This is a genomic window from Claveliimonas monacensis (assembly GCF_014982975.1).
GTDB classification, from domain to species: Bacteria; Bacillota; Clostridia; order Lachnospirales; family Lachnospiraceae; genus Claveliimonas; species Claveliimonas monacensis.
Map to the genome: position 1 here is coordinate 526,267 of NZ_JADCKL010000001.1, position 26,235 is coordinate 552,501.

The 26,235-nt window shown below is 51.9% G+C and carries 21 protein-coding genes, 1 tRNA gene and 1 pseudogene; 2 read left to right on the forward strand and 21 right to left on the reverse strand.

What is annotated here, in order from left to right:
• Window position 1: 1 nt before the first annotated feature.
• Genes INF30_RS02610 through polA form a run of 4 tightly spaced genes read right to left on the reverse strand, consistent with a single transcriptional unit; the run spans window position 2 to window position 4,360 of the window.
• Window positions 2–274, reverse strand: coding sequence for an ACT domain-containing protein (locus INF30_RS02610; RefSeq protein ID WP_076780813.1), 273 nt, complete (start codon window positions 272–274; stop codon window positions 2–4).
• Window positions 275–300: 26 nt separating this feature from the next.
• Entirely contained in the window at window positions 301–1,098 is a 798-nt protein-coding gene (locus tag INF30_RS02615) for an MBL fold metallo-hydrolase (RefSeq protein WP_076777288.1), read from the reverse strand.
• A gap of 22 nt (window positions 1,099–1,120) precedes the next feature.
• Window positions 1,121–1,732, reverse strand: a complete 612-nt coding sequence (coaE, locus tag INF30_RS02620; RefSeq protein ID WP_076777287.1) for a dephospho-CoA kinase — start codon at window positions 1,730–1,732, stop codon at window positions 1,121–1,123.
• A 12-nt stretch (window positions 1,733–1,744) separates the two neighbouring features.
• Complete coding sequence (polA, locus tag INF30_RS02625; RefSeq protein WP_226394137.1) at window positions 1,745–4,360, reverse strand: DNA polymerase I; 2,616 nt, start codon at window positions 4,358–4,360, stop codon at window positions 1,745–1,747.
• Window positions 4,361–4,524: 164 nt separating this feature from the next.
• Between polA and INF30_RS02630 the strand changes: the two genes are divergently transcribed.
• A tRNA-Leu gene (locus tag INF30_RS02630) sits at window positions 4,525–4,604 on the forward strand.
• 96 nt (window positions 4,605–4,700) lie between these two features.
• Here INF30_RS02630 and INF30_RS02635 read toward each other — a convergent pair.
• The 6 genes from INF30_RS02635 to INF30_RS02660 all read right to left on the reverse strand — a co-directional run bounded on the left by INF30_RS02635 (window position 4,701) and on the right by INF30_RS02660 (window position 11,076).
• Window positions 4,701–5,573, reverse strand: a complete 873-nt coding sequence (locus INF30_RS02635; protein ID WP_226394138.1) for a sulfite exporter TauE/SafE family protein — start codon at window positions 5,571–5,573, stop codon at window positions 4,701–4,703.
• Between the two features lie 235 nt (window positions 5,574–5,808).
• Window positions 5,809–6,465: a hypothetical protein gene (locus INF30_RS02640; protein WP_083582494.1), complete on the reverse strand. Its 657-nt coding sequence runs from the start codon at window positions 6,463–6,465 to the stop codon at window positions 5,809–5,811.
• A 69-nt stretch (window positions 6,466–6,534) separates the two neighbouring features.
• Window positions 6,535–7,806, reverse strand: coding sequence for a diaminopimelate decarboxylase (locus INF30_RS02645; protein WP_226394139.1), 1,272 nt, complete (start codon window positions 7,804–7,806; stop codon window positions 6,535–6,537).
• On the reverse strand, window positions 7,803–8,525 hold the full coding sequence (locus tag INF30_RS02650) for a TrmB family transcriptional regulator (RefSeq protein ID WP_076777283.1): 723 nt from the start codon (window positions 8,523–8,525) through the stop codon (window positions 7,803–7,805). Before INF30_RS02650 ends, INF30_RS02645 begins: the two co-directional genes overlap by 4 nt.
• 160 nt (window positions 8,526–8,685) lie before the next feature.
• Complete coding sequence (pyk, locus tag INF30_RS02655; RefSeq protein WP_076780809.1) at window positions 8,686–10,122, reverse strand: pyruvate kinase; 1,437 nt, start codon at window positions 10,120–10,122, stop codon at window positions 8,686–8,688.
• Between the two features lie 96 nt (window positions 10,123–10,218).
• Window positions 10,219–11,076 carry a hypothetical protein gene (locus tag INF30_RS02660; protein ID WP_226394140.1) on the reverse strand — a complete coding sequence of 286 codons (858 nt, stop codon included), beginning with the start codon at window positions 11,074–11,076 and terminating at the stop codon, window positions 10,219–10,221.
• A gap of 273 nt (window positions 11,077–11,349) precedes the next feature.
• Here INF30_RS02660 and INF30_RS02665 point away from each other — a divergent pair, with 273 nt between their 5' ends.
• Entirely contained in the window at window positions 11,350–15,621 is a 4,272-nt protein-coding gene (locus tag INF30_RS02665; protein WP_226394141.1) for a 2-hydroxyacyl-CoA dehydratase, read from the forward strand.
• Window positions 15,622–15,766: 145 nt separating this feature from the next.
• On the opposite strand, the gene INF30_RS02670 is transcribed toward INF30_RS02665, so the two are convergent.
• The 11 genes and pseudogenes from INF30_RS02670 to nifS form a co-directional block, all read right to left on the reverse strand.
• Window positions 15,767–16,102 carry an HAD hydrolase family protein gene (locus INF30_RS02670; RefSeq protein ID WP_226394142.1) on the reverse strand — a complete coding sequence of 112 codons (336 nt, stop codon included), beginning with the start codon at window positions 16,100–16,102 and terminating at the stop codon, window positions 15,767–15,769.
• 18 nt (window positions 16,103–16,120) lie between these two features.
• Window positions 16,121–16,414, reverse strand: a pseudogene (locus tag INF30_RS02675) (phosphohydrolase); the annotation flags it as partial.
• Window positions 16,415–16,628: 214 nt separating this feature from the next.
• On the reverse strand, window positions 16,629–18,167 hold the full coding sequence (gpmI, locus tag INF30_RS02680; protein WP_226394143.1) for a 2,3-bisphosphoglycerate-independent phosphoglycerate mutase: 1,539 nt from the start codon (window positions 18,165–18,167) through the stop codon (window positions 16,629–16,631).
• Between the two features lie 35 nt (window positions 18,168–18,202).
• On the reverse strand, window positions 18,203–19,036 hold the full coding sequence (locus tag INF30_RS02685) for an alpha/beta hydrolase (RefSeq protein WP_087173225.1): 834 nt from the start codon (window positions 19,034–19,036) through the stop codon (window positions 18,203–18,205).
• Window positions 19,037–19,110: 74 nt separating this feature from the next.
• Window positions 19,111–19,860 (reverse strand): triose-phosphate isomerase, encoded by a 750-nt coding sequence (gene tpiA / locus INF30_RS02690; RefSeq protein WP_033124586.1) that lies wholly within the window; start codon window positions 19,858–19,860, stop codon window positions 19,111–19,113.
• A gap of 280 nt (window positions 19,861–20,140) precedes the next feature.
• Entirely contained in the window at window positions 20,141–21,334 is a 1,194-nt protein-coding gene (locus tag INF30_RS02695; RefSeq protein ID WP_076777276.1) for a phosphoglycerate kinase, read from the reverse strand.
• Between the two features lie 128 nt (window positions 21,335–21,462).
• The gene (gap, locus tag INF30_RS02700) at window positions 21,463–22,476 is read right to left on the reverse strand and encodes a type I glyceraldehyde-3-phosphate dehydrogenase (protein WP_076777275.1); all 1,014 of its coding nucleotides are present in this window, start codon (window positions 22,474–22,476) and stop codon (window positions 21,463–21,465) included.
• A 128-nt stretch (window positions 22,477–22,604) separates the two neighbouring features.
• On the reverse strand, window positions 22,605–23,408 hold the full coding sequence (locus tag INF30_RS02705) for a histidinol-phosphatase HisJ family protein (protein WP_076777274.1): 804 nt from the start codon (window positions 23,406–23,408) through the stop codon (window positions 22,605–22,607).
• A gap of 24 nt (window positions 23,409–23,432) precedes the next feature.
• Entirely contained in the window at window positions 23,433–24,521 is a 1,089-nt protein-coding gene (mnmA, locus tag INF30_RS02710) for a tRNA 2-thiouridine(34) synthase MnmA (RefSeq protein ID WP_076777273.1), read from the reverse strand.
• 18 nt (window positions 24,522–24,539) lie between these two features.
• A complete protein-coding gene (nifU, locus tag INF30_RS02715; protein ID WP_076777272.1) occupies window positions 24,540–24,983 on the reverse strand; it encodes a Fe-S cluster assembly scaffold protein NifU in 444 nt (147 codons plus the stop codon).
• Between the two features lie 51 nt (window positions 24,984–25,034).
• Window positions 25,035–26,219 carry a cysteine desulfurase NifS gene (nifS, locus tag INF30_RS02720; protein WP_226394144.1) on the reverse strand — a complete coding sequence of 395 codons (1,185 nt, stop codon included), beginning with the start codon at window positions 26,217–26,219 and terminating at the stop codon, window positions 25,035–25,037.
• Window positions 26,220–26,235 lie beyond the last annotated feature (16 nt).

Below are 26,235 nucleotides of genomic sequence, written 5' to 3' on the forward strand. Positions count from 1 at the left end.
CTTACAGTCTGTGCATCTTTTCAAATATTTCCGATCTCTGGCAGCGGATGATAAGTCCCATCCCCTCTCCCAGCTTCTCCAGATCCTCTGCATATACAGAAAAATCCCTGTCTGCCGCCGAGACGTCCACTACCGTCATCATATTGAAGTATCCGTCCACAATCGTCTGGGAGATATCCAGAACATTGATGTTCGCCTCCGCAAGATAATTGCACACTTTGGCAATGATCCCGACCTGGTCTTTTCCCACAACTGTGATAATACATTTTCTCATTCTTCTGTCCTCCATACTTTTGTCTCTTACACTGTCACTGCCTCTGAAACAGCATCCCGCCCTGCAACCATGATAGGAATGTCCTCCCCCCTATAAGGGTTATCCCCCACAGTCACCTCCAGCTTTACGGTCTCGTAAGCCAGCTCCGCATAATTGTTCTCCTTGCTCAGATGCCCCAGTATGACATGCTGCAGCTTATCGTGCAGTATATCACAGAGCAGCTGGCCTGACAATTCATTTGAGAGGTGCCCTTTATCCCCCATGACCCGCCGTTTCAGCGGATAGGGATAGGGCCCCACCTCCAGCATATGTATATCATGGTTTGCCTCCAGAAGCACCGCATCTAAATTTTTCAGATTCTCCACTGTATATGCATCATATATTCCCAAATCTGTGGCCACTGCCACTGTCTTTTCCCCGCAGGCGATCCGGTATCCGGAAGGCTCGTAGGCGTCGTGGGATATAGCAAAGGGATGGACACGCAGATCACCCAGGAGGAAATCCGTATCCGTCTGTATCTCGTGGAGCAGACCCTCCGGCATCTTTCCAAGACTTCTGTACTCCATAATGCCTTTCAGTGTCCCTTTCGTGGCGTACACCGGAATGCCATACTTTCTGCTGAACACTCCCAGCCCCTGGATATGGTCTGAATGTTCATGGGTGATCAGAATGCCTGACAGTTCCTCCCCCTTAATTCCCAGTGTGTGGAGCCCCTCATCGATCCGCTTTTTGCTGATCCCCGTATCCACCAAGAGGTGGGTGTGATCGCTGCCCACATAAATACAGTTGCCGCTGCTGCCGCTTGCTATGCTGCAAAGTCTCATCGTCTGTCATCTCTCCTGCCTGTTATTCTTCTCTCTTCTTTATTCCCAGCTGTTCCATGACATCGTCAATCTCACCGCAGGCCTCCTGGAAGGAATTGCAGTTGTCAATTGCCCTGTCACAGTATGTAAAGAAGTCTGAGGAGGGCATCTGGGAGGCGAAAATCCCCTCGATCTTCTCCTCGCTGTAGCCCCTTGAGGCCATCAGTCGTCTTTTCCTCGTCTCCTCATCTGCATAAATATACCACACTTCGTCACACAGCGCACCATAATTTTCTTCTATAAAAAGCGCCGCCTCCAGGACAAAGACATGGGTTCCTTTCTTCTCTTCCTTCTGGATGATCTCCCTGAGCTTTTCCTTCACCGCAGGGTGCACGATCTCATTCAGAATACGGAGCTGAGCCTTATTGGAAAAGACAATGCCTGCCAGCTTCGGCCGGTCCAGCCTGCCGTTCTCATCCAGTATGTCCTCGCCAAAATGTTCCACGATCCTTCTGTGGCACTTTGTCCCCTTCTGCTGAAGTCTCCTGGCCACCTGGTCTGCCTGACAGCAGGCAGCGCCATAGGCCTCCTCCAGATACGAAAGCACCTGGCTTTTTCCTGATCCGATCCCCCCGGTAATTCCTATGATCTTCATCTTTTGTCACTCCTATTTCGCTTCATACCAGCTCATGCCGGTGTGCATATCTACCTCCAGCGGCACCTCCAGGGACGCCGCATGCTCCATTTCATCTTTCAGTATCTTCTTTACTTCCTCTATCTCCGTCTCATGGGCCTCCACAAGAAGTTCGTCGTGCACCTGCAGGACAAGGCGTGAGCGCATATGGTTTTCCTTCAGCCGTCTCTCCACGCCGATCATGGCAATCTTCATAATATCTGCCGCCGTCCCCTGTATAGGAGAATTCATGGCCACCCTCTCCCCGAAGGAGCGCTGGGCGAAATTGCTGGAGGAAAGTTCCGGCACAGGGCGTCTTCTTCCAAAAAGAGTGGTCACATACCCCATCTCTTTCGCCTGAGCCACCGCGTTATCCAGAAAGACTTTGATGCCCGGATAGGTTTTGAAATACTGCTCTATATACTGGGACGCCTCTTTCCGTGTGATACTCAAATCCTGGCTGAGCCCGAAAGAGCTGATCCCGTAGACGATACCGAAATTCACAGCCTTGGCGTTCCTTCTCTGCAGGTCTGTCACCTGGTCAAAAGGCGTGTGAAACACTTGGGACGCTGTGATCCTGTGGATATCCTTCTCCTCCTGATAGGCCTCGATCAGCTGCCGGTCGCCGGAGCAGTGGGCCAGCACCCGCAGCTCGATCTGGGAGTAGTCCGCATCCACGAACACATATCCATCCTCCGGCACAAACACCTTCCGGATCAGCCTGCCAAGCTCCATACGCACCGGAATGTTCTGCAGGTTGGGCTCTGTGCTGCTGATCCGCCCTGTGGCTGTAATGGTCTGGTTGAACTTCCCGTGTATCCTGCCATCCTCCCCTATAAAGGCCGCAAGCCCGTCCGCATAGGTGGATTTCAGCTTTGCAAGCTGCCTGTACTCAAGGATCTTTGCCACAAAGGGATGCTCCGGGGCCAGCTTCTCCAGCACGTCCGCCGCTGTGGAGTAGCCTGTCTTTGTCTTCTTTCCGCCCTTCAGTCCCATTTTCTCAAAAAGGATCACTCCAAGCTGTTTCGGAGAGTTGATATTGAACACCTCACCCGACTCTTCATAGATCTCTTTTTCCAGCTTTTCAATCTGGACAGCCAGCCTGTCGCCGTACTCTTTCAGCTCGGCCGCCTCCACTTTCACCCCGTTCTGCTCCATGTCAAACAAGGCAAAGACAAGGGGCATCTCTATCTCCTCAAAAAGGCGTAGCATCCCTGTCTCCTGCAGCTTCTCCAGCAAAAGAGGCCTTGCCTTCCAGGCTGTGTAGGCCTCGTAGCAGGCTTTTACCTGATCCTCCGCCTTATCCTCCACCAGAAGGGAAAGCTGCTCCCTGGCCACATCCTCAAATGTATAGTCACTTTTCAGAGGGTTCAGAAGGTATGCTGCTATGATCCCGTCAAAGCAGTTCTCCCTGTTGCCGGGAGTAAAAAAGGACATAGCCTCCTTCAGCCTGAACATGGAAAAGCTGCCGGCCCGGGCGGCTGTCTCTCCCAGCTTTTCCAGAATCTCCTCCGCCGTCAGGTCTTCTTCTGCACAGATGCAGAAAATCTCCTCCTCCCCGAAGCAAAGAGCCACGCCTCCGGCCTGTGCCTGGGAGGCAAAAAGGGGCAGTACGTTTTCCGTATCTTTAAAGATGGCTGCGCCCACCTCACCGGCCCGGGAAGCCCGGTCAAAGATCTCCTCCGCCGGTTCTCTTCCCCGTATGATCCGGAAGTGATCCTCCACTGCATTTGCAGGGCCTGTCACATCAAATTTTCCCAGCAGATTTTTAAACTGAAGCCGCTGGAACAGTGTGTAGGCCTCCTGGGTAAATATATTTTCTATCTTCGCCTGGCTGATGTCATACTCTATGTCCGCATCCACACAGATGGTTGCCAGCGTCTTGCTCATGACTGCCATGTCCCAATGCTCTTTCAGTGCTTTGGAAGCCCTGGGCGGCTTCAGCTCATCCGCGTGCTCGTAGGCGTTTTCGATGGAATGATACGCAGCTATGATCTTTGACGCTGTCTTCTCGCCGATACTGGGAACTCCGGGTATATTGTCGGAGGCGTCCCCCATGAGGGCTTTCATATCAATAAACTCCGACGGCGTCACCCCGTACTTTTCCTGCACATCCGCCGCATAGTAGTCCTCTATCTCTGTTCCGCCCCTCTTTGTCTTGGGAATGCGGATCTTTACATGGTCCGTGGCAAGCTGCAGAAGATCCCTGTCTCCGCTGATGACAGAGACTTCCATCCCCGCCTCCTCGCACCTTCTGGACAGGGTGCCAAGGAGATCGTCCGCCTCCAGCCCGGCTTTTTCAATGATCCGGATGCCCATAGCCTGAAGGACTTCCTTCATCACCGGCACCTGCTGGCGAAGCTCCTCCACCATGGGCTTTCTCGTCCCTTTATAGTCCGCGTACATTTCATGGCGGAATGTGGGGGCGTGTACGTCAAATGCCACGGTCAGATACTCCGGCTTCTCCTCGTCCAGTATCTTCAGCATGATATTCAGAAAACCGTAGATGGCATTTGTGTGGAGTCCCTCTGAGTTTGTCAGATCCGGAATCCCGAAAAACGCCCGGTTCAATATACTGTGTCCATCGATCAATACTATTTTTTCAGCCATTTTTTCACTCCATTTTCATGTAAGTTCCTGTCTGTTGCGACACTACTGCTTTTTATCATACAACAAACTGCCATTTTTTGAAAGGCATAACTTAAAAAATGATTGTAATCCCTTTTTCCGTATGCTATAATTTATTTCAGTCTCTTCTGAAGATCATCGCACACGCCGCTGTGGCGGAATTGGCAGACGCATACGACTCAAAATCGTACGGGAAACCATATGGGTTCGAGTCCCATCAGCGGCATTTAAAAAAGGCCTGCACTCATGCCGAAGCATGGTGCAGACCTTTTTATTTCTCTCTATTCAGTTTTCTCTTACCATTCCTTTTTTGACAGACGTTCTAGTTCTTCTGCCGCCTTGCGTCATTGAAGAACATGATGGCACAGATCACCATGACAACGCAGACAAGGTATGTAAGTACTGTAAGGGGCAGTGATGTCACGATAAATCCGGCGATCAGCACGCCGATAGCTCCGGTAAAGATCATGGGGATCGTGGATGCACGGTTGTATTTTCCTTCCTTGATGAAGGTAATGCCACATGCAGGACACAGGTAAGCACAGGATCCCATCATAACCGGGAAGGCCACGTCCGCGCTCATTCCAAGCAGAAGCACGATAGCCATGCAGGGAGCGTAAAGTCCGATACCGGCCGTCATCAGGATACCGAGAATGAAGTTTGCGATCACTCCTACAACAAGCATACCACCTTCCAGTCCTCTTGCTGTCCCGAGAATACCGAACGGTCCCACCGCATTGATCTTGCACAGAGTGATAGCTGCCACAATGATCAGCGCAACACCCATTACAACACGGATCTTCATAACATCAAGCCTGGAAATAATCTTTGCGCCGAGAATGGAGCCGATGATGGCCGCGGCGATCATGAGAACGAGAGTCAGCGAGTCCATCTCGATCCTGGTCATAGTGATGGTCGCCTCAACACAGATAGGAATACCAAACGCTACATTCAATGTTCCGGGGATCAGGTCGTCCCTTACGGACTTATTGAACTTCCATGCCGATGTGGCGATGGCATAGCTTCCGATTCCCAGCGTATCAAAAAAGTTGGCTATCAGACTGATCAATGAATTGTACCCCATCTTGGTCTTATCCAGCTCGTCTTTGTGGGCAAGGACGTCTCTGACCAGCACCACGAAGAACACAGCGGCAAAGATCCACATGATAATAAGTAATATCGTTGCAGCACTCATAATTTTCCCTCCAATACCTTTTTCGCTCTATGGCGTTTTAATGCATGAAACTATTATAATACTTTGTCATTTTTTTGTCAACTGAATTTTAAGTTTTCTTTCTAAATACATGTTATTTTACAGATTTTATCTGTTTTCTCATAATATATTTTATTCATTTTTCAGATTAAAGAGATTGTTTTCTCACAAAGAAAAGACAGGCCACATGAAAGACCTGTCTTTTTCTGATCTGTTTCTAAAGATTGTCTGCCGGGAAGAGAATACTGTCCAGAGATGTCAGATCATCTTCGTTGATATAGTACATATTGTCATCATTCAACTCCACATGAAGCTCCACTGTCTGGGCTTCACCGTAGGACGGCTCTGCTACTCTCTGCACAAGGCTGTCATACATTTTCTGGAAAACCATCTCATTGATCTCCTCGTCGCTGGGCATCCGGGAAATATCTGTGATATTGGCCATCTCCGCCTGCACAGCACTGAGCACTTCGTCCTGAAGTCCGTCAAAAGCTGTAAACGGCTCCGCGCTCACCTCTACCACAAATCCTCCGTCTTCTCCCTCTGTAGCCTCACCCAGTTCATATTTTGCCTGGGCCAGCATGTCCTGGAAAAGCTGGCGGTAGTTAGCCGACAGCTCATCCGACAGCCCGGCGTCTGTAAAGCCTCCCATGGACATGATATTATCCAGGTTATCGTCAAACAGCTGCTGTGCCTCTTCTTCCGTGGAGTCTGTCTGCTCTGTGTACTCTGAAAAATCCGCTTTGTAGCTAGCGTCCAGAACTGACTGTACATAGGCCTTGGCGTCATCTGTGGTCATCCCTCCACAGCCTGCCAGAGACAGCATCATGATAAGCGCAAGTACAGCACCAAACACTCTTCTTGTCATCTTCATATTCAATTCCTCCTCTTATAAAGTAGACTCTTTACGGATAGTTTACATCAAAGAGGTTGAATTGTCTATCTATTTTACCATATTTTTACCAATTTCAAAACAATCAAAGGTTGCAAAGTAATCTTTCGGAGTTTCTGCTCTTCTAATAAGCTGTGTACTGCCATCTTCCTTCAAAAGAACTTCCGCAGAACGCAGCTTTCCATTATAGTTGTAGCCCATGGAAAAACCGTGGGCCCCTGCATCGTGGATCACAAGCAGGTCTCCGATATCGATCTTCGGCAGCCTCCGGTCTACGGCAAACTTGTCATTGTTCTCGCAGAGAGACCCGGTTACATCGTAGACGTGATCGCAGGGCTCATCCTCCTTGCCCATCACGGTGATATGGTGGTATGCCCCGTAAATAGCAGGTCTCATCAGGTTGGCCGCGCAGGCATCTACACCGATGTACTCCTTGTAGGTGTGTTTCTCATGGACAGCCTTTGTCACCAGGCAGCCGTATGGTCCCAGCATGAACCGGCCCAGCTCCGTGTAGATGGCCACGTCTCCCATGCCGGCGGGGACAAGTACTTCCTCATACACTTTTCTCACGCCCTCACCGATGACCCGGATATCATTGGGCTCCTGGTCCGGTTTATAGGGAATACCGATACCTCCGGACAGATTGATAAATTTAATATGCGCCCCGGTTTCTTTCTGCAGACGCACTGCCAGTTCGAACAGTACTTTTGCCAGCATCGGATAGTACTCGTTTGTCACGGTATTGCTGGCAAGGAACGCATGAATACCGAATTCCTTAGCCCCTTTTTCCTTCAGGATCCTGAATGCGTCAAAGATCTGGTCTGTGGTCATCCCGTATTTCGCATCCCCCGGGTTGTCCATGATATCGTTGCTGATCTTAAAGATCCCGCCCGGATTATAACGGCAGCTTATCGTCTCCGGAATATGCCCGATGGCCTTCTCCAGGAAATCAATATGAGTAATATCGTCCAGGTTAATGATGGCCCCCAGTCTGTCCGCCAGTCTGAAGTCCTCCGCCGGCGTGTCGTTGGAGGAGAACATGATATCTTCTCCTGTTGCGCCGATGGCCTCTGAGAGCATCAGTTCCGTGTAGGACGAGCAGTCGCATCCGCATCCGTACTCCTGCAGGATTTTTATAAGAAACGGATTAGGTGTTGCCTTCACCGCAAAATACTCTTTGTATCCCTTGTTCCAGGAGAAAGCCTCCTTCAATGCCTCCGCATTCTGCCTGATCCCCTTTTCATCGTAGAGATGGAAGGGTGTAGGGTACTCTTTCACAATCTCCTCCAGCTGTTCTTTTGTCACAAATGGCTTTTTCGTCATAGCATTTTTTCTCCTTTCCTGTATTCAAGAAGCCTGATCTCATTTGCAAGCGCACGCTTATAAAGTTCCACGAAATTTTTCTGACCGGAGTAAAGGCATGTATTCCGGCTTCCCGGGCCCATCTCTCCTGTCAACGCGGACCTGGAATCCACGATCACGCCGATCTGAGTCCCCTCCTGCATATCCGGATAAATTTTCACCTGTTCCCCCTCAAGGGTGAAGGGACCGTCTGTGAGAAGGACTGTCTTCTTTCCTTCTCCTGCCAGTCGGGAAAGCTCCCTCTCAAAAAGCGGCAGCCTGTCGCATGCACACACCATATAGGCCCTCTCCCTGGCCGAAGCGAGAAGATTTTTCACCTTGTCCACAATGTTCTGCTGTCCTTCGATGGTAATATACCCTTCTTCCGCCTCTTTCTTTTCGGGGGCATTTCGCTGAAGCCAGTCCCGGGTCTCCGCCAGCTTCCGGATCCGGTTGCCGCAGAATTCCTCCGGACTGACAGCCACATACTTCCGCGTATGGCCCTCCTCCAGAACGCGGGCTCCCCCTTTGTCCGCCAGGCTGGCCAGCGCGCTGTAGGCGTTGGACCGGGAAATGCCGGTGAACTTGGCGGCCTCGTAGCCGCTGCACTTCCCCTCATCCAGAAGGCAATAATAGAGCGACGCCTCCTGCCTGGTCAGCCCGAATTCCATCAGCTTGTCCGTGTAATCTGCCCGTCCCATCAAGCCGCCTCCTTTTAGTAGTTCTTTACAGAACTACTATAGTACGTCCCAGAGTGATTGTCAACAGCATTCTCTGCTTTTTCAAGCTCTCCCCTCAAGGCTGTCAGCTATATGAAATAAGCCGGCAGGGAACACGCCCCTGCCGGCTGTATCACTTTTCTTATTCGATGACCGCGATCCGCATCATGTTGCTGGCGCCCTCGCGTCCTCTGTCTGTATTCCTTGACGGAAGTCCCGCCGTCAGCACGACCACGTCCCCTGTCTCAGCAAGCTGTTTTGCACAGACAAGCTCGATGGCGCTGGAGCAGATATCCTCCGTGGAGTTGAACTGGATAGACTTCATAGGGCAGACTCCCCAGTAGATCTGCATCCTGCGCAGAGTCCTCTCGTCAGGTGTTACGCCGATGATAGGTGTTCTCGGCTTGAATTTGGAAACTACTCTTGCCGTAGCTCCGGATACGGAGGGAGTAATGATGCATTTTGCCCCCAGGTTATAAGCCGTGGTAACGGAAGCATGTCCGATGGCTGTGGAGATACCTTTCATCCGGTGCTCCTCCGCCTTTCTCAGCATCATGTCGTAATCCAGGTGATCCTCCGTGTTGCACACAATGTGCACCATCATCTGGAGGGCCTCTACAGGGTACTTGCCCTGAGCTGTCTCTCCGGAGAGCATGACCGCATCTGTCCCGTCATATACCGCGTTGGCCACGTCTGTTACCTCCGCTCTTGTGGGGCGTGGATTGCGGATCATGGAATCCAGCATCTGGGTAGCTGTGATAACCGGTTTATAGTAGTAATTACACTTCTGGATGATCATCTTCTGGAGATAGGGAACCTCCTCCGCCGGGATCTCCACGCCCAGGTCTCCCCTGGCCACCATAATGCCGTCTGCGCAGCGGATGATCTCATCAATGTTCTTGATTCCCTCGGCATTTTCAATTTTTGCGATGATAGGTGTGTAAGGAGCGCCGCACTCATTTAAGAAAGCGCGGATCTCCACAATGCACTCTGCGTTGCGGACAAAGGAGGCTGCGATAAAATCAACGCCCTGCTCCACACCGAACCGCAGGTCCTCCCTGTCTTTATCTGTAATGGCCGGAAGCCGCACCGGGACATTAGGCACATTGACGCCCTTGCGCTCTCCCAGTTCTCCGCCGTTCTCGATGACACAGACGATCTTTTTCTCCGACTTGCCGGTCACTTTCAGCTCGATCAGGCCGTCGTCGATGAGGATCCTGCTTCCCACAGACACGTCGTCCACAAGTCCGGGATAGCTGATGGAAACGCCGTTCTCATCTCCCACTGTCTCCTCCGTTGTCAGGGTAAATTTCCCGCCTGTCTGAAGCTGTACTTTTTTACCATCTTTCAGCAGGCCGGTACGGATCTCCGGTCCTTTTGTATCAAGAAGGATCGCAACCGGTCTGTTCTCCTCGTCGCGGATCTTCTTGAGCATATCCATTCTCGTTTTCTGCTCCTGGTGGTCGCCGTGAGAAAAATTGAAACGGGCAATATCCATTCCGTTTTTCACAAGCTCTCTCATCAGGTTCTCATCATTTGTATTCGGTCCCATAGTACAAATGATCTTTGTTTTTTTCATACTCATTTCTCTCATTCCTCCACTTCTTTACTCATCTGACTCATTTCATTTTCTATCTGAACAGGCGCTTGATTCGCCTCCGTAAATGTCCGCTGTCTATTGCACATGGATGTGTGTAAACAGATGATCCTGGCAGTACTCATAATTCCCATTGCACTTGGAACAATACCTGAACTCCAACGTCGGATCGTCCAGCTCCGTCCTTCCGCACACCGCGCAGCGGTGCCGGGCGCCGCCTGCATAGTGGTTCTCCGGGCGGATCTTCTGCTGAAACTGTCTTTTTCTCCTCTGCTGTTTCGGAGAAAATCTCTGCATATTCCTGGAGCCCAGGAAGAAAATAACAAAGTTAAGGATGGACACAGCCGCTGCAATAGCATTTGACTGGTAGATAACCCCGAATATTCCGCCGCCATAGGCCGGAAGGAATGCCTGCGCAATAGTATAAAGGAAATACAGTCCGTCCAGCCAGCCCAGCCATTTCGCCTTCACCGGGATCATGAAAAACAGATAGAACTGCATATCCGGGTAGATGGCGGCAAAGGCCAGGAACAGGGACATATTCAGGTACCACGTCCCCAGAGGGAAGGATACGCCGGTGATAAAGTAGGCCGCAAAGGCCGCGATCACATGGAAAAGCATACCTGCAAAGAAATACAGGTTAAAACGGAATGCGCCCCATGTGCGTTCCAGCTCCCTGCCCAGCATATAGTAGAGATAGAGGGCAAAGATCATGAAAATGTAGCTGCTCTGGGGCGGCTGTATGATAAAGGTCACAACCCTCCAGATCTGTCCGTGCAGGATGGCATTTACATCCAGGGAAAGATACTGATAGTAGAAAGAGGGGGCAAAGAGCTGAACAACCAGTCCCACAACATATAGTATAATAATGTAATACATCAGATTATGGATGGCATATCTGCCCATTTTGCGCTCCAGTTTGTCCAGCCAGTTCATAGAAGAAATACCTGCCTCCCGTAATTGTCAGAATTAGTAAATACTGTAGTCATTCTACCGTTTCGGTATGCTTTTGTCAATTATACCATCTAAGTTTTACCTGATTTTAATATTTCTATAATATTTGTTAATTGTCTTTTGGTCTATTTTGTCGTATAATGTTACAGGCTTAAAAGCCATTTTCTTTTTTAATAAGAAAGAACACATACATTTCCAGGCGGGATCGATCCTGCCTATAGATCTTTAAATTGTAGATAAAAAGGAGTACATAATATGAGTCAACAGGAATTATTTACTTTGGGAATTGACATCGGCTCAACGACTGTAAAGATCGCTGTTCTTGACGACCAGAACGATGTCGTGTTTTCCGACTACGAGAGACATTTTGCAAACATCCAGGAGACGCTCTCCGATCTTCTGGGAAGGGCCATCTACAAGCTGGGATCCATCCGGGTTTCCCCTGTCATCACAGGTTCCGGCGGCCTTACACTGGCAAAGCATCTGGGCGTGCCCTTTGTCCAGGAAGTAGTGGCTGTATCCACAGCGCTGCAGGACTATGCGCCGCAGACAGACGTGGCCATCGAGCTTGGCGGCGAGGATGCAAAGATCATCTACTTTGAGGGCGGCAGCATTGAGCAGCGCATGAACGGCGTGTGTGCCGGCGGTACCGGCTCCTTCATCGACCAGATGGCTTCCCTGCTCCAGACAGACGCCTCCGGTCTCAACGAATACGCAAAGAATTACAAGGCTCTCTACTCCATCGCTGCCCGCTGCGGCGTGTTTGCCAAGTCTGACATCCAGCCTCTGATCAATGAAGGTGCCTCCAGGGAAGATCTGGCCGCCTCCATTTTCCAGGCTGTTGTCAACCAGACCATCAGCGGACTGGCCTGCGGAAAACCCATCCGGGGACATGTGGCATTTCTGGGCGGCCCCTTGCACTTCCTGGATCAGCTCCGGGATGCTTTCGTCCGCACGCTGAATCTGGACGATGAGCACACCATCGCTCCAAACCACTCACATCTTTTTGCAGCAATAGGATCTGCTCTGAACTCCACAAAGGAACCGGTTGTCCCTATCCGGGAGCTGCAGGAGCGTCTGGCCAGAAGGATCCAGATGGAATTTGAGGTAGAGAGGATGGAGCCCCTCTTCGCCTCTGAGGCGGAGTACAACGCGTTCATCTCCCGCCATGCGAAACACCAGGTTCCGGTAAAAGACCTGGCTACATATAAAGGCAAGGCATTCCTGGGCATCGATGCCGGTTCCACCACCACAAAGGCGGCCCTTGTAGGGGAGGACGGAACGCTCCTCTACTCCTTTTACCACAACAACGAGGGAGACCCCCTGGGGACCACCATCACTGCCATCAAGGATATCTACAGCCAGCTCCCGGAGGACGTAGAGATCGTCCACTCCTGCTCCACCGGCTACGGAGAGGCCCTTATCAAGGCTGCCCTTATGCTGGATGAAGGCGAGGTAGAGACAGTGGCTCACTACTACGCCGCTTCCTTCTTCGAGCCGGATGTGGACTGTATCCTGGACATCGGCGGACAGGACATGAAATGCATCAAGATCAAAAACCAGACCATAGACAGCGTGCAGCTCAACGAGGCCTGCTCCTCCGGCTGCGGCTCCTTCATCGAGACGTTCGCAAAATCCCTGAACTACACTGTGGAGGATTTCGCCCAGGAGGCCCTCTTTGCCCACAATCCCATTGACCTGGGAACACGCTGCACGGTATTTATGAACTCCAAGGTAAAACAGGCCCAGAAGGAGGGCGCGGAGGTTTCCGACATCTCCGCAGGTCTTGCCTACTCTGTCATAAAGAACGCCCTCTTCAAGGTGATCAAAGTGTCTGACGCCTCTGAGCTTGGAAAGCACATTGTTGTCCAGGGAGGAACTTTCTACAACAACGCCGTGCTCCGCAGCTTTGAGAAGATCGCAGACTGCGAGGCTGTCCGCCCGGACATCGCCGGCATCATGGGCGCCTTCGGCGCCGCCCTGATCGCCAGGGAGCGGTACGTGGACTGCGAGGGCACAACCATGCTCTCCATTGAGGATATTGAAAATCTGGAATACCGCACAACAATGACCAAGTGCAAAGGCTGCACCAACAACTGCCGTCTGACCATCAACCATTTCAGCGGCAACAGAAAATTCATCACAGGAAACAGATGCGAGAAGGGACTTGGAAAAGAGAAGAAGAAAAATACGCTCCCCAACCTTTTTGAGTACAAGAGCCAGCGCTATTTCGGCTACATCCCTCTCTCAGAGGAGGATGCAAAGCGCGGCGTCATCGGTATCCCGAGAGTGCTGAACATGTACGACAACTATCCCTTCTGGTTCACCTTTTTCACAGCTCTTGGCTTCCGGGTGGTGCTCTCGCCGGCCTCCACAAGGAAGATCTACGAGCTGGGCATCGAGTCCATCCCCAGCGAGTCCGAGTGTTACCCGGCCAAGCTGGCCCACGGACATGTACAGTGGCTTATTGAACAGGGGATCCAGCACATCTTCTACCCGTCCGTCCCCTACGAGCGGAACGAGTTTGAGGAGGCAAACAACCATTACAACTGTCCGATCGTCACCTCCTACCCGGAGAACATCAAGAACAATATGGATCCCATCGTGAACGGGGAAGTGGACTTCATGCACCCCTTCCTCTCCTTCGCCAGCGAGGAGACGCTTTCCTCACGGCTCATTGAAGAGCTGGGAGAGAAATTCTCCATTTCTGCATCCGAGATCAGGGACGCGGTCCACAAAGCCTGGATCGAGCTGGAGGAATGCAGGGATGACATGCGCAAAAAGGGCGAGGAGACCGTGGCGTTCCTTGATAAGACAGGAAACCGGGGCATCGTCCTGGCAGGGCGCCCCTACCACATTGACCCGGAGGTCAACCACGGCATACCGGAGCTCATCAACTCCTACAATATCGCCGTCCTGACAGAGGACTCCGTCTCCCACCTGCACCAGGTAGAGCGGCCCTTAAATGTCATGGACCAGTGGATGTACCACTCCCGCCTCTACGCGGCGGCAAACTTTGTGAAGACAAAGGATAACCTGGACCTTATCCAGCTGAACTCCTTTGGCTGCGGTCTGGACGCTGTCACCACCGACCAGGTGGCGGACATCCTCACCGGCTCTGACAAGATCTACACCTCCCTGAAGATCGACGAGGTCAACAACCTGGGAGCCGCAAGGATCCGTATCCGCTCCCTGCTGGCCGCCATCCGTGTGCGCGAGCAGAGAAACCAGAAGAGGGAGCTCCACTCCTCTGCCATCACCAAAGTACCATTCACAAAGGAGATGCGCGCGGACTACACCATCCTCTGCCCGCAGATGTCACCCATCCACTTTGAGCTGCTGGAGCCTGCCTTCAACGCTTCCGGCTACCATGTGGAGGTGCTGCCCAACGACAACAAGCAGGCCGTGGATGTGGGACTGAAATACGTAAATAACGACGCCTGCTATCCGTCTCTCATGGTGGTAGGCCAGATCATGGAGGCCATCTTATCCGGCAAGTATGACACAAATAAGATTGCTGTCATCATCAGCCAGACAGGAGGCGGATGCCGTGCCTCCAACTACATCGGATTTATCCGCCGGGCCCTCAAAAAAGCGGGCTATGAACATATTCCGGTCATCTCCATCAACTTAAGCGGCCTGGAGGGAAACCCGGGATTTAAGATCACCCCCATGCTTGCGCTGCGTGGCATTTACGCCGCCGTGTTCGGCGATATCTTCATGAAGTGCATCTACCGTCTGCGACCCTACGAGGCTGTAAAAGGCTCCGTGGAGGCCATGCACCGGAAATGGGTAAAGGTATGCTCGGACTTTGTATCCCAGGGCTATCCTTCCAGGCGGAGGTTCAAGAAGCTCTGCCGGGATATCATCCAGGACTTTGACAACAACATCGAACTTCTGGATGTAAAGAAACCAAGAGTCGGCGTGGTGGGCGAGATCCTCGTCAAGTTCCTGCCGGCCGCCAACAACCATCTGGTAGACCTTTTGGAGAGCGAGGGTGCGGAGGCTGTTGTGCCAGACCTCATCGACTTCCTCCTCTACTGCTTCTATAACCAGAACTTCAAGGTGGAGAAGCTGGGATTTGCTAAATCGAAAGCTATTGTGGGAAATCTGGGCATCAAGGCACTGGAGTGGTTCCGCTCCCCGGCCAGCAAAGCCTTTAAGGAGAGTAAACACTTTGACCCGCCGGCTGACATCCGCGACCTTGGCCGCATGGCTTCGGAAATCGTGTCGCTCGGAAACCAGACCGGCGAGGGCTGGTTCCTGACCGGAGAGATGCTGGAGCTGATCCACAGCGGCGCCACCAACATCGTCTGCACGCAGCCCTTCGCCTGCCTGCCAAACCACGTGGTAGGAAAGGGCGTTATCAAGGAGCTGCGCCGCCGCTATCCGCTGGCAAATATCGTTGCCATCGACTACGACCCGGGCGCCAGCGAAGTCAACCAGCTGAACCGCATCAAGCTGATGCTGTCCACAGCCAACAAGAACCTGGATAAAGCGGAAAGCAGGGAAGAGATGGCTGTATAGCAGGACAGGACTGCAAAAAACGGCCGTTTGCCTCCCCAGTAAAAAACAGAAGTGAGGTATCTCCTGGAACGGGAGATACCTCACTTCCGTTTTTTAATATCCAAGCCCAAAAAGCTTTTCAAGTGTCACAAGTACGCCGTCCTCCTCATTGGAGGGACATACAAAATTTGATATTTCCGGATACTCTGCAGACGTCTATCACTGCATCAACCACGGACTTCGGCATATCTGCTGTAAAGACAAGCTCCTTCCCATCCTTTACAAACGCACCATTTTCAGCTACAAAAGAGAGCGCATCGCTATACCCAGGGAACAGGTCCCGCAGCTGATAATACTGGTTTCCACTCGCAACTACAAAGCGGCATCCTGCCTCCTTCATACGGGATAAAATGCGCTGAAACCGCGGGACATCGTAAGTGTGATCCGAATGGACAAACGTGCCGTCCACATCAACAGCAACCATTTTTATATCATAGTTCATCGACAGACCTCTCCTTTACTATTTAAAACTGTTTTCTATCACTCCCGGAAGCAGCTCATAAATAGAACACTGTATTTTTTCCTCAAAATCTGATCTGATCTCCAAAATCTTCTTCCAGCGGTCAACCGTATAAGGATGTACTCCGTAGCGGATCGTCACATCCACAAACCGCTTCTCCAGGATACAGAACCCTGTCGGTAATGCCAATGCATCACATAACTGTACCAGCCGGTCATAATCATCGTACACGGCGTTATCGATAAACTTTTCCATAAACCGATAGTCTTCCTCGGAGACATCAAAGGTACCGAGTGCTCCACCCACGGGCCTGGGTTAGATTTTTCCGCTTCCTGCAAGGCAGTTTCCGCTTTTGATCTGTTTAATTTCATCAAGTCACCCCTAAGAAAAATTACTTACAGTAAGCGTAACACATATATACGTTGGATGCAATGGAACACAAAAACCCCGGCAGAAAGCCATATAACCTCTGCCGGGGATCTGTCCCTGTCTGTTTTATTGACCTGTTTTATTTTATGATCAGTGATTTCCCTGTCATCTCTTTGGGCTGCTCCATACCCATCATCTCGATCAGCGTAGGAGCGATATCTGCCAGGCAGCCACCCTCTCTCAGTTTGTAGGAAGGATCTGCGTTTACAAGGATAAAGGGCACCGGATTGGTTGTGTGAGCTGTGAAAGGCTCCCCTGTCTCCTCGTCAATGAGCTGCTCTGCATTTCCGTGGTCTGCGCAGATAAACATCTGTCCATCCACCTCTTTGATGGCCTCAACAGCTTTGCCAACGCACTCGTCCACAGCCTCGATGGCCTTGATGGCTGCGCTCTCCACGCCGGTGTGTCCCACCATATCCGGGTTTGCAAAGTTGATGATGATGACATCGTATTTTCCGGATCTGATGGCATCTGTCAGCTTGTCGCACACTTCGTAAGCGCTCATCTCCGGCTTCAGGTCGTAGGTAGCCACCTTTGGAGACTTCACAAGGATACGGTCCTCACCCTCGTTGGGCTCCTCTACGCCGCCGTTGAAGAAGAATGTCACGTGGGCATACTTCTCTGTCTCAGCGATACGCGCCTGCTTCAGCCCGTTTGCTGCCAGGAACTGACCGAATGTATTGGTGATCTCCTCTTTCACAAAGGCGACCAGTTTGTTCTGAATGGTCACATCATAGTCTGTGAAGCACACGAATGTTGTCTTGACGCGCTCTCCTCTTTCAAATCCTGCGAACTCGTCGTCGCAGAATGTCCTGGTGATCTCTCTTGCGCGGTCCGGGCGGAAGTTGAAGAAGATGATGGAGTCACCGTCTTTCACTGTAGCTGTGGGAGCGCCGTCCTTCATGATGACCGTGGGCAGTACGAACTCATCTGTCGTCTCCTTGTCATAGGATGTCTGGATGCCTGCCGGTCCGGACACAGCCTGCTCGCCCTCGCCGTACACAAGAGCTCTGTAAGCCTTCTCCACACGGTCCCAGCGGTTGTCGCGGTCCATGGCATAGTAGCGTCCCATGACAGTAGCCACCTCTCCTACGCCGATCTCCTGCATCTTTGCCACCAGTTCTTCCACGTACTCTTTACCGGACTCCGGCGGTGTGTCACGGCCGTCCAGGAAGCAGTGTACATATACCTTCTCGATCCCCTGTCTCTTTGCCAGCTCCAGAAGTCCGTAGATGTGGGTATTGTGGCTGTGCACGCCACCGTCGGACACAAGTCCCATAAGATGAAGGGAAGAGCCGTTTTTCTTTACATTTTCGCAGGCTGCAAGGAGGGCTTTGTTCTCAAAGAAGTCGCCGTCCTGGATAGCCTTTGTGATCTTTGTCAGATCCTGGTATACAATGCGGCCGGCTCCCATGTTCAGATGTCCTACCTCTGAATTTCCCATCTGTCCCTCCGGAAGACCTACAGCCATGCCGCTGGCATTTCCATGTACAAACGGGCACTCAGCCATCAGCTTGTCCATGACAGGAGTCTTGCCCTCTGCCACCGCATTTCCTTCTTCCTTATCTCTTAAACCGTAACCGTCTAAAATCATAAGCACTGTTGGTTTTTTACTCATTTTCATTCTCCCTACTTTCCTGTTGGTTCATTTTATTACTTCTCATCCTGGTGCCGGATATGCTCCATCCAGCGGTATGCCAGGTCCGTCCAGCACTGGCACTCTCTCTGCACGCCGCTTCCGTCAGCTCTTCTGGAGAGCTCATCCGCAGCCCCGAGGCCGTGGACTCCCTCCTGGAAAATGTGAAGCTCTGTTTTCACATGACATCTGTGAAGGGCTCCTGCCATCAGAAGAGAATTCTCCACCGGCACTGTGGCGTCCGCAAAGGTGTGCCACAGAAAACAGGGCGGTGTCTCCTCTCCCACTCTGTCTTCCAGGGAAAGCTTCTCCTTCTCCGCCTCATACCGGTCGCCCAGCAGCGCGCGGAAACTTCCCTCGTGAGCCACTCCCTCCTTGGAGGAGATGACGGGATAACAGAGCAGAAGTCCGGCAGGCCTTAAATCCTCTGCCTTCACATGGAGCTTCTGCGCAAGAAACGGCTCCTGCCACATGGTTCCCAGGGTCCCGGCCAGGTGTCCGCCCGCGGAGCATCCCTGGACAAAGATCTGGTCTGTGTCCGCCTTCCACTTTTCCCCGTTCTCATGGATCAGTGCCATGGTCCTTCCAAGCTCAAGGAGAGCTGCCGGAAATACAGCCGGAGCTGTGGAGTAGCGCAGGATCGCCACATGATATCCCTTTCCCAGGAAATACATGGCAATGGGCTCTCCTTCCCGGAAGCTGGTCCTTTCATAACCTCCGCCCGGGCACAGGATCACAAATGGTCTCTTCTGTATCCAGAGTTTCTCCCCCGGCGTATCCAGAATATAGAAGACCACATGGGCGTCCGGAAGGGATCCTTCTTCTTGCAGTTTTACAGTTTCCAGTATCATTGTATTTTACCTCTCGAAACCCAAAATCCCGCAGGGCCTGCTGTTTCAAGTCCCCTGCGGGTGCTTTTTTATTCTTATTTGTAGTTTACGATCTTACCGAAATCTGCTTTCAGTGAAGCGCCGCCTACAAGTCCGCCGTCAATGTCTGCCTGTGCAAATAACTCAGCAGCGTTGCCTGCGTTTACAGATCCGCCGTACTGGATACGGATAGCCTCTGCTGTAGCCTCGTCGTAGATCTCAGCGATGCATGCGCGGATGCCTGCGCAGACTTCCTCAGCCTGCTCTGTTGTAGCTGTCTTTCCGGTTCCGATAGCCCAGATCGGCTCGTAAGCGATGACTGCTGTCTTTGCCTGATCTGCTGTCACGTTCTGGAAACCTACCTTTACCTGCTGACGGATGAAGTCCATTGTCACGCCCTGCTCTCTCTGCTCCAGAGTCTCGCCGCAGCACATGATGGGTGTGATGCCGTGCTCGAAAGCTTTCAGCACTTTCTTGTTTACATCTTCGTTTGTCTCACCAAAGTAATCTCTTCTCTCGGAATGTCCGAGAACAACGTATTTCACGCCTGCATCTGTGAGCATGGCCGGGGAGATCTCTCCTGTGTAGGCTCCGCTCTCCTCAAAATACATGTTCTCAGCCCCAACCTGGATGTTTGTTCCCTTGCACGCCTCAACAACAGGGATGATGTCGATAGCCGGAACACAGAATACAACGTCCGCATCTTCGGTAGCTACCAGCGGTTTCAGCTCCTCAACAAGCGCAACTGCCTCGCTGGGAGTCTTATTCATTTTCCAGTTTCCTGCAATAATTTTTCTTCTTGCCATTGTTATTTTCACTCTTTTCCTTATTTCTTTACATTTTTAGTGGGGGATGTTCACCTTACCAGGCTCCCCTTCGCCCTGGCGGGCTTGGCTCGCCAAGTGCGGTGAATTAAGTGCTTACTAGAATTCGTCCAGCGTCCTCCGGACTTGGACTCATTAAGTGGGGGGATGTTCACCTTACTAAGCTCTCCTGCGCCCTGGCGGGCTTGGCTCGCTAAGTGCGGTGAACTAAGTGCGCACTAGAATTCGTCCGGCGTCCTCCGGACTTGGACTCATTAAGTGCTTACTTATCGTTAGCTGCGGCTACGCCCGGGAGCTCTTTGCCCTCAAGGAACTCAAGGGAAGCGCCGCCGCCTGTGGAGATGTGTGTCATCTTGTCACCGTATCCAAGCTGGTTTACAGCTGCTGCGGAGTCGCCGCCGCCGATGATGGTCACGGCGTCGGTCTCAGCCAGGGCCTGCGCAACTGCCTCTGTGCCGTGTGCAAAGTTAGGCATCTCGAAGCATCCCATAGGTCCGTTCCACACAACAGTCTTTGCGTCTTTTACTGCATCGGCAAAAATCTTCTCTGTCTCAGGTCCGATGTCCATGCCTTCCCAGCCATCCGGGATCTCCCCTGTAGGAACGATCTTGATGTTGGCATCGTTGGAGAACTCATCTCCGATACGGTTGTCTACGGGAAGAAGAAGTTTTACGCCCTTCTCCTCAGCCTTTTTCAGCATGTTTGCCGCATACTCAAGATAGTCATCCTCACACAGGGAAATGCCGATCTTTCCACCCTGGGATTTTGCGAATGTGTAAGCCATACCTCCGCCGATGATGAGTGTGTCTACTTTATCGAGCAGGTTCTCGATAACAGAGATCTTGCTGGAAACCTTTGCTCCGCCAAGGATAGCCACGAAAGGTCTTGTCGGGTTGTTGACTGCGTTTCCGAGGAAGTCGATCTCTTTCTGCATCAGATATCCAACAACGGCTGTGTCCACATATTTTGTCACGCCTACGTTGGAGCAGTGTGCTCTGTGTGCTGTTCCGAAAGCATCGTTTACAAATACATCGCACAGGGAAGCCAGATCCTTGGAGAAAGCATCCTCGTTCTTTGTCTCCTCAGCTCTGTAGCGTGTATTCTCAAGAAGGATCACATCTCCGTCCTGCATAGCCTCCACAGCAGCCTTTGCGTTGGGGCCTACCACTTCCGGATCTGCCGCGAATTTTACTTCCTGGCCGAGAAGCTCAGAGAGACGTACGGCAACAGGTGCCAGAGAGAGCTCAGGTACAGGCTGTCCCTTCGGTTTTCCAAGGTGGGAGCAGAGGATGACCTTTCCTCCGTCTGCGATCAGCTTCTTGATGGTGGGAAGGGCTGCCACAAGACGGTTCTCGTCTGTGATCTTTCCGTCAATGAGGGGTACATTAAAGTCACATCTCACGAGGACTCTTTTTCCTTTTACATTAATATCGTCTACTGATTTTTTATTAAGCATGTCACTGCCTCCTTATAAATGTTTGACCGCGGTACGGCAAAATGCGTCTCCTGTTTTCCTTGCCGGAACCTGCGGTTTCATAAAAAAGGGCCCGGTCCAATCAGACCGGACCCTTTCGTGAGTCTTAATTACGCTAATTCTGCGAAGTATTTGATTGTTCTTACCATCTGGCTTGTGTATGAGTTCTCATTGTCATACCAGGAAACAACCTGAACTTCTGTTGTTCCATTCTCAAGCGGAAGAACCATTGTCTGTGTAGCGTCGAACAGTGAGCCGTATCTCATACCAACGATATCGCTGGATACGATCTCATCTGTGTTGTATCCGAAGGACTCTGTGGAAGCAGCTTTCATTGCCTCGTTGATCTGGTCAACTGTCACATTACCCTCTACAACTGCTGTCAGGATCGTTGTGGAACCTGTCGGAGTAGGAACTCTCTGTGCAGCGCCGATGAGTTTGCCGTTCAGCTCAGGAATAACAAGGCCGATAGCCTTTGCAGCACCTGTGCTGTTAGGAACGATATTGCATGCAGCGGCACGAGATCTTCTCAGATCGCCTTTTCTCTGCGGTCCGTCCAGAGTCATCTGATCTCCTGTGTAAGCGTGGATCGTGCACATGATACCGGATTTGATCGGTGCAAGATCGTTCAGAGCCTTTGCCATAGGTGCAAGGCAGTTTGTTGTACAGGAAGCAGCGGAGATAACTGTATCCTCTGCTTTCAGTGTCTCGTGGTTTACATTATATACGATAGTCGGCAGATCGTTTCCGGCTGGTGCGGAAATAACAACCTTTCTAGCGCCTGCTTTGATGTGAGCAGAAGCTTTCTCTTTGGATGTATAGAAGCCTGTACACTCCAGAACAACATCTACACCGATCTCGCCCCAGGGAAGCTCCTCAGCGTTTGCTTTTGCGTAGATCTTGATCTCTTTTCCATCTACGATAATGGAATCCTCTGTAGCCTCTACCTTGTCAGCCAGAGCGTATTTGCCCTGAGAAGAATCATATTTTAACAGGTGAGCTAACATTTTCGGGCTTGTCAGGTCGTTGATCGCAACTACCTCATACCCCTCAGCTCCAAACATCTGTCTGAAAGCAAGACGTCCGATACGTCCAAAACCGTTGATTGCTACTTTTACTGCCATGATTACATTCCTCCTAAAGTCTATTTACTGTTTCACAGCTCTTTTCGTCCCTTAACTTTGTTAAAGAACTCTCAACCATTAACAATTGTACTAAATCTCATACAAAAATTCAAGAGCATTTTCCATTTTTATGTAAGGAGTTTAAAAACAGGTTTCCTCTCCTTAAATTCTGTGTAATACCGAAAGCCGCAGGACTTCAGGATACTGTCCGCCTTTTCAAAATCATAGGCAATGTGCTCCGGCCTGTGTCCGTCGGCCCCCACTGTGATGATTTCACCGCCCAGCTCCCGGTAACGCCGCAGGATATCCGGGTGGGGATGGGCAAAAGGCAGGCCGTATTTGAGCCCTGCCATATTCAGCTCGATTCCCTTGCCCCGCTCGATGACAGCCCGCAGGATAGCGTCGATCTCGTCGGCATATTTTTTGTAGGAGTACTCTGCCGTTCCGTTTTTTCCGTACCGCACCACATAGTCAATATGCCCCAGCACGTCAAAATCCGGCGTGTTCTCTATATCCTCCAGCATTTCCACAAAGGCCTGCCTGTATACTTCCTCGTCTGTCCGGCCCTCAAAGACAGTCCCCAGGGCCGGGTCATCCCCGTCCACTACGTGGAGGGAGCCGATGACAAAGTCGAAGGGATATTTTTTCGTAAACTCTGTAAAAAAGTCGCCCAGCCGGGGCTGCATGCCCAGTTCCACGCCGATGCGGATATCGATCCGGTCTCGGTACTCTTCCTGCAGGGGACGCAGCGTCCCGAAATAAGCGTCCGCGTCAAAAATGCTCTCATCCCCCCAGCCCATATAGTCTTTGTCGTAGTGGTCTGTAAAGCAAATGACCTCCAGCCCCTTTGCTATAGCTCCCTCGATCATTTCCCTGGGCTCTGCCTCTGAGTCATGGGAAAAGGACGTGTGCATGTGTACGTCTGCCCTCATGGTTTCACCCCTTCTTTTTTGATTTTATTTTTTGCTGCCGGTGATAGTTCCTCCGCCGAAGACATACTCTCCGTCGTACAGCACCACAGCCTGCCCCGGCGTGATGGCTCTCACAGGCTCGTCAAAGGTACACAGGATCTGGTCGTCCCCTGTCTTTTCCACCTGGCACCAGGCGCCTCTGTGATTGTACCGGATCTTGGCAAACAGGCGCACAGGTTCTGTCAGGTCAGGGACGGACATAAAGTTGAGATGGTCCGCCAGCACATACCTGGACATGGACTCCTCTCCTGTGCCTACCACTACCTCGTTTGTGTCAGGCCGGATCTCCAGCACAAAGACCGGGTGTCCCAGAGACAGTCCCAGCCCCTTTCTCTGCCCTACAGTATAGTGTATGATGCCTTTATGCCTTCCCACCACTGTCCCGTCGGAAAGGACAAAATTCCCCTCCGGGAATCTGCGACAGGCCGTCTTTTCAATAAACGAAGCGTAATCCCCGTCAGGCACAAAGCAGATGTCCTGGCTGTCCGGCTTGGACGCCACAGGGAGCTGAAGATCCAGGGCCATCTGGCGGATCTCCTCTTTGGTATATGCCCCCACAGGCATCAGCGTTCTCGCCAGCTGGTCCTGGGTGAGGTTATAGAGCGCATACGTCTGATCCTTTCTGGCCGTGGCGGAGGTCCGCAGAGACCAGCGGCCGTTTGCCAGCTGCTCCACTCTGGCATAGTGGCCAGTGGCAATGCAGTCCGCCCCGATATCCAGGCTCCTCTTCAGGAGGGACTCCCACTTCACATACCGGTTGCAGGCAATGCAGGGATTGGGCGTCCTGCCGTTGGTGTACTCATCCACAAAATAGTCAATCACGCTATGGCGGAATTGCTCCTTAAAGTTCATAACATAGTAGGGGATCTCCAGCTTTGCCGCCACCCTCCTGGCGTCATCCACGGCGCTGAGTCCGCAGCATCCGCCGTTTTCTTCCTGCACAGTCTCTTCCTCATCCTGCCAGATCTGCATGGTCACGCCAATGACGTCATATCCTTGTTCCTTCAGCAGCCAGGCCGCCACGGAGGAGTCCACTCCCCCGGACATGCCGACCACAACTTTTTTCTTTTCCATTCTCCTTATCCTTCCGGATCAATATTCCTCTTCTTCCTCTTCCTCACCCTCATGGATATCGGACTTGGGCTTCTCCAGCCCTTCGATCTTGATCCCGTTCTTCTCTGCATAGTCCCAGAGCGCTGCGTGGATCGCCTCCTCCGCAAGCAGAGAACAGTGAACCTTCACCGGCGGAAGGCCGTCCAGCGCCTCCATCACCGCCTTGTTGGTGACTTCCATGGCTTCCTGTATATTTTTTCCTTTTACCAGCTCGGTAGCCATACTGCTGGTGGCTACTGCAGCCCCGCATCCGAATGTCTTGAACTTCACATCCCGGATGATCTGGTTCTCATCAATATCCAGGTAGATCCGCATAATGTCTCCGCATTTTGCGTTCCCCACTGTTCCCACGCCGCTGGCGTTCTCTATCTCTCCCATATTTCTGGGATGCTGGAAATGATCCATAACTTTCTCTGTGTACATGTTTTCTTCCTCCTTGTCTGCTGTCCTGCCGCACAGCTTTTGTTCTATCTGTTACCGGTTGTTTTTCTTTACAAAATCCTCGTAGAGGGGAGACATATCCCGCAGCCGGGCCACGATCTCCTTCAGGTTGTCCACTACGTAGTCTATATCTTCCTTTGTGGTCTCCTCGCCAAGCGTCAGCCGCAGGGAACCGTGGGCGATCTCGTGGGGCAGCCCGATAGCCAGGAGCACATGGGACGGATCCAGCGATCCGGATGTGCAGGCAGATCCACTGGAAGCGCAGATGCCCTTCATATCCAGCATGATTAGCAGGGACTCACCCTCAATGAACTGGAAGCTGAAGTTGGCGTTGTTGGGGAGCCTGTCCTTTGCATCTCCGTTAAGGCGGCAGTAAGGGATCTCCTCAAGTACGCGGCCGATCAGGTAATCCCGCAGCCGGGTCTCCTTGGCGGACCGCTCTGCCATGGAAGCGACAGCTCTCTCTACTGCCTTTCCAAGGCCGATGATCCCCGGCACATTCTCTGTCCCTGCCCGGCGCTTTCTCTCCTGGGCACCGCCGTGGACGAAGGAACGGATCTTTACCCCCTTGCGGATATAGAGAAATCCGATCCCCTTGGGTCCATTCAGCTTGTGGCCGCTGGCACTCAGCATATCGATGCAGTATTCGTCCACATTGATGGGGATCTGGCCGAAAGCCTGGACCGCATCTGTGTGGAACAGAACACCGTGCCTGCGGGCGATCTGTCCGATCTCTTTTATCGGCTCAATGGTGCCGATCTCATTGTTGGCAAACATGACGGAGATCAGGATCGTATCCGGCCGGATCGCTGCCTCCACATCCTCCGGGCGCACACGGCCCTTTTCATCTACATCCAGGTAAGTCACCTCAAAGCCCCGCTTCTCCAGATACTCTCCTGTGTGCAGGATGGCATGGTGCTCAATCTTTGTGGTAATGATATGTTTTCCTTTTGCCTCGTAGGCCTCTGCCGTGGCTTTCAGGGCCCAGTTGTCACTCTCAGATCCTCCTGCTGTAAAGTAGATCTCATTCGTCTGTGCCCCAAGAGCCCGGGCAATGATCTCCCTCTGCTCTGTCACTGCGTCTTTATTTTTCGACGCAAAACTGTAGACGCTGGATGGATTGCCGTAATTCTCGGTGAAATAGGGAATCATGGCCTCCACTACCTCCGGGGCTGTCTTTGTTGTCGCTGCATTGTCCAGATAAATCAGTCTGTCCATTTGTATCCTCCTATCT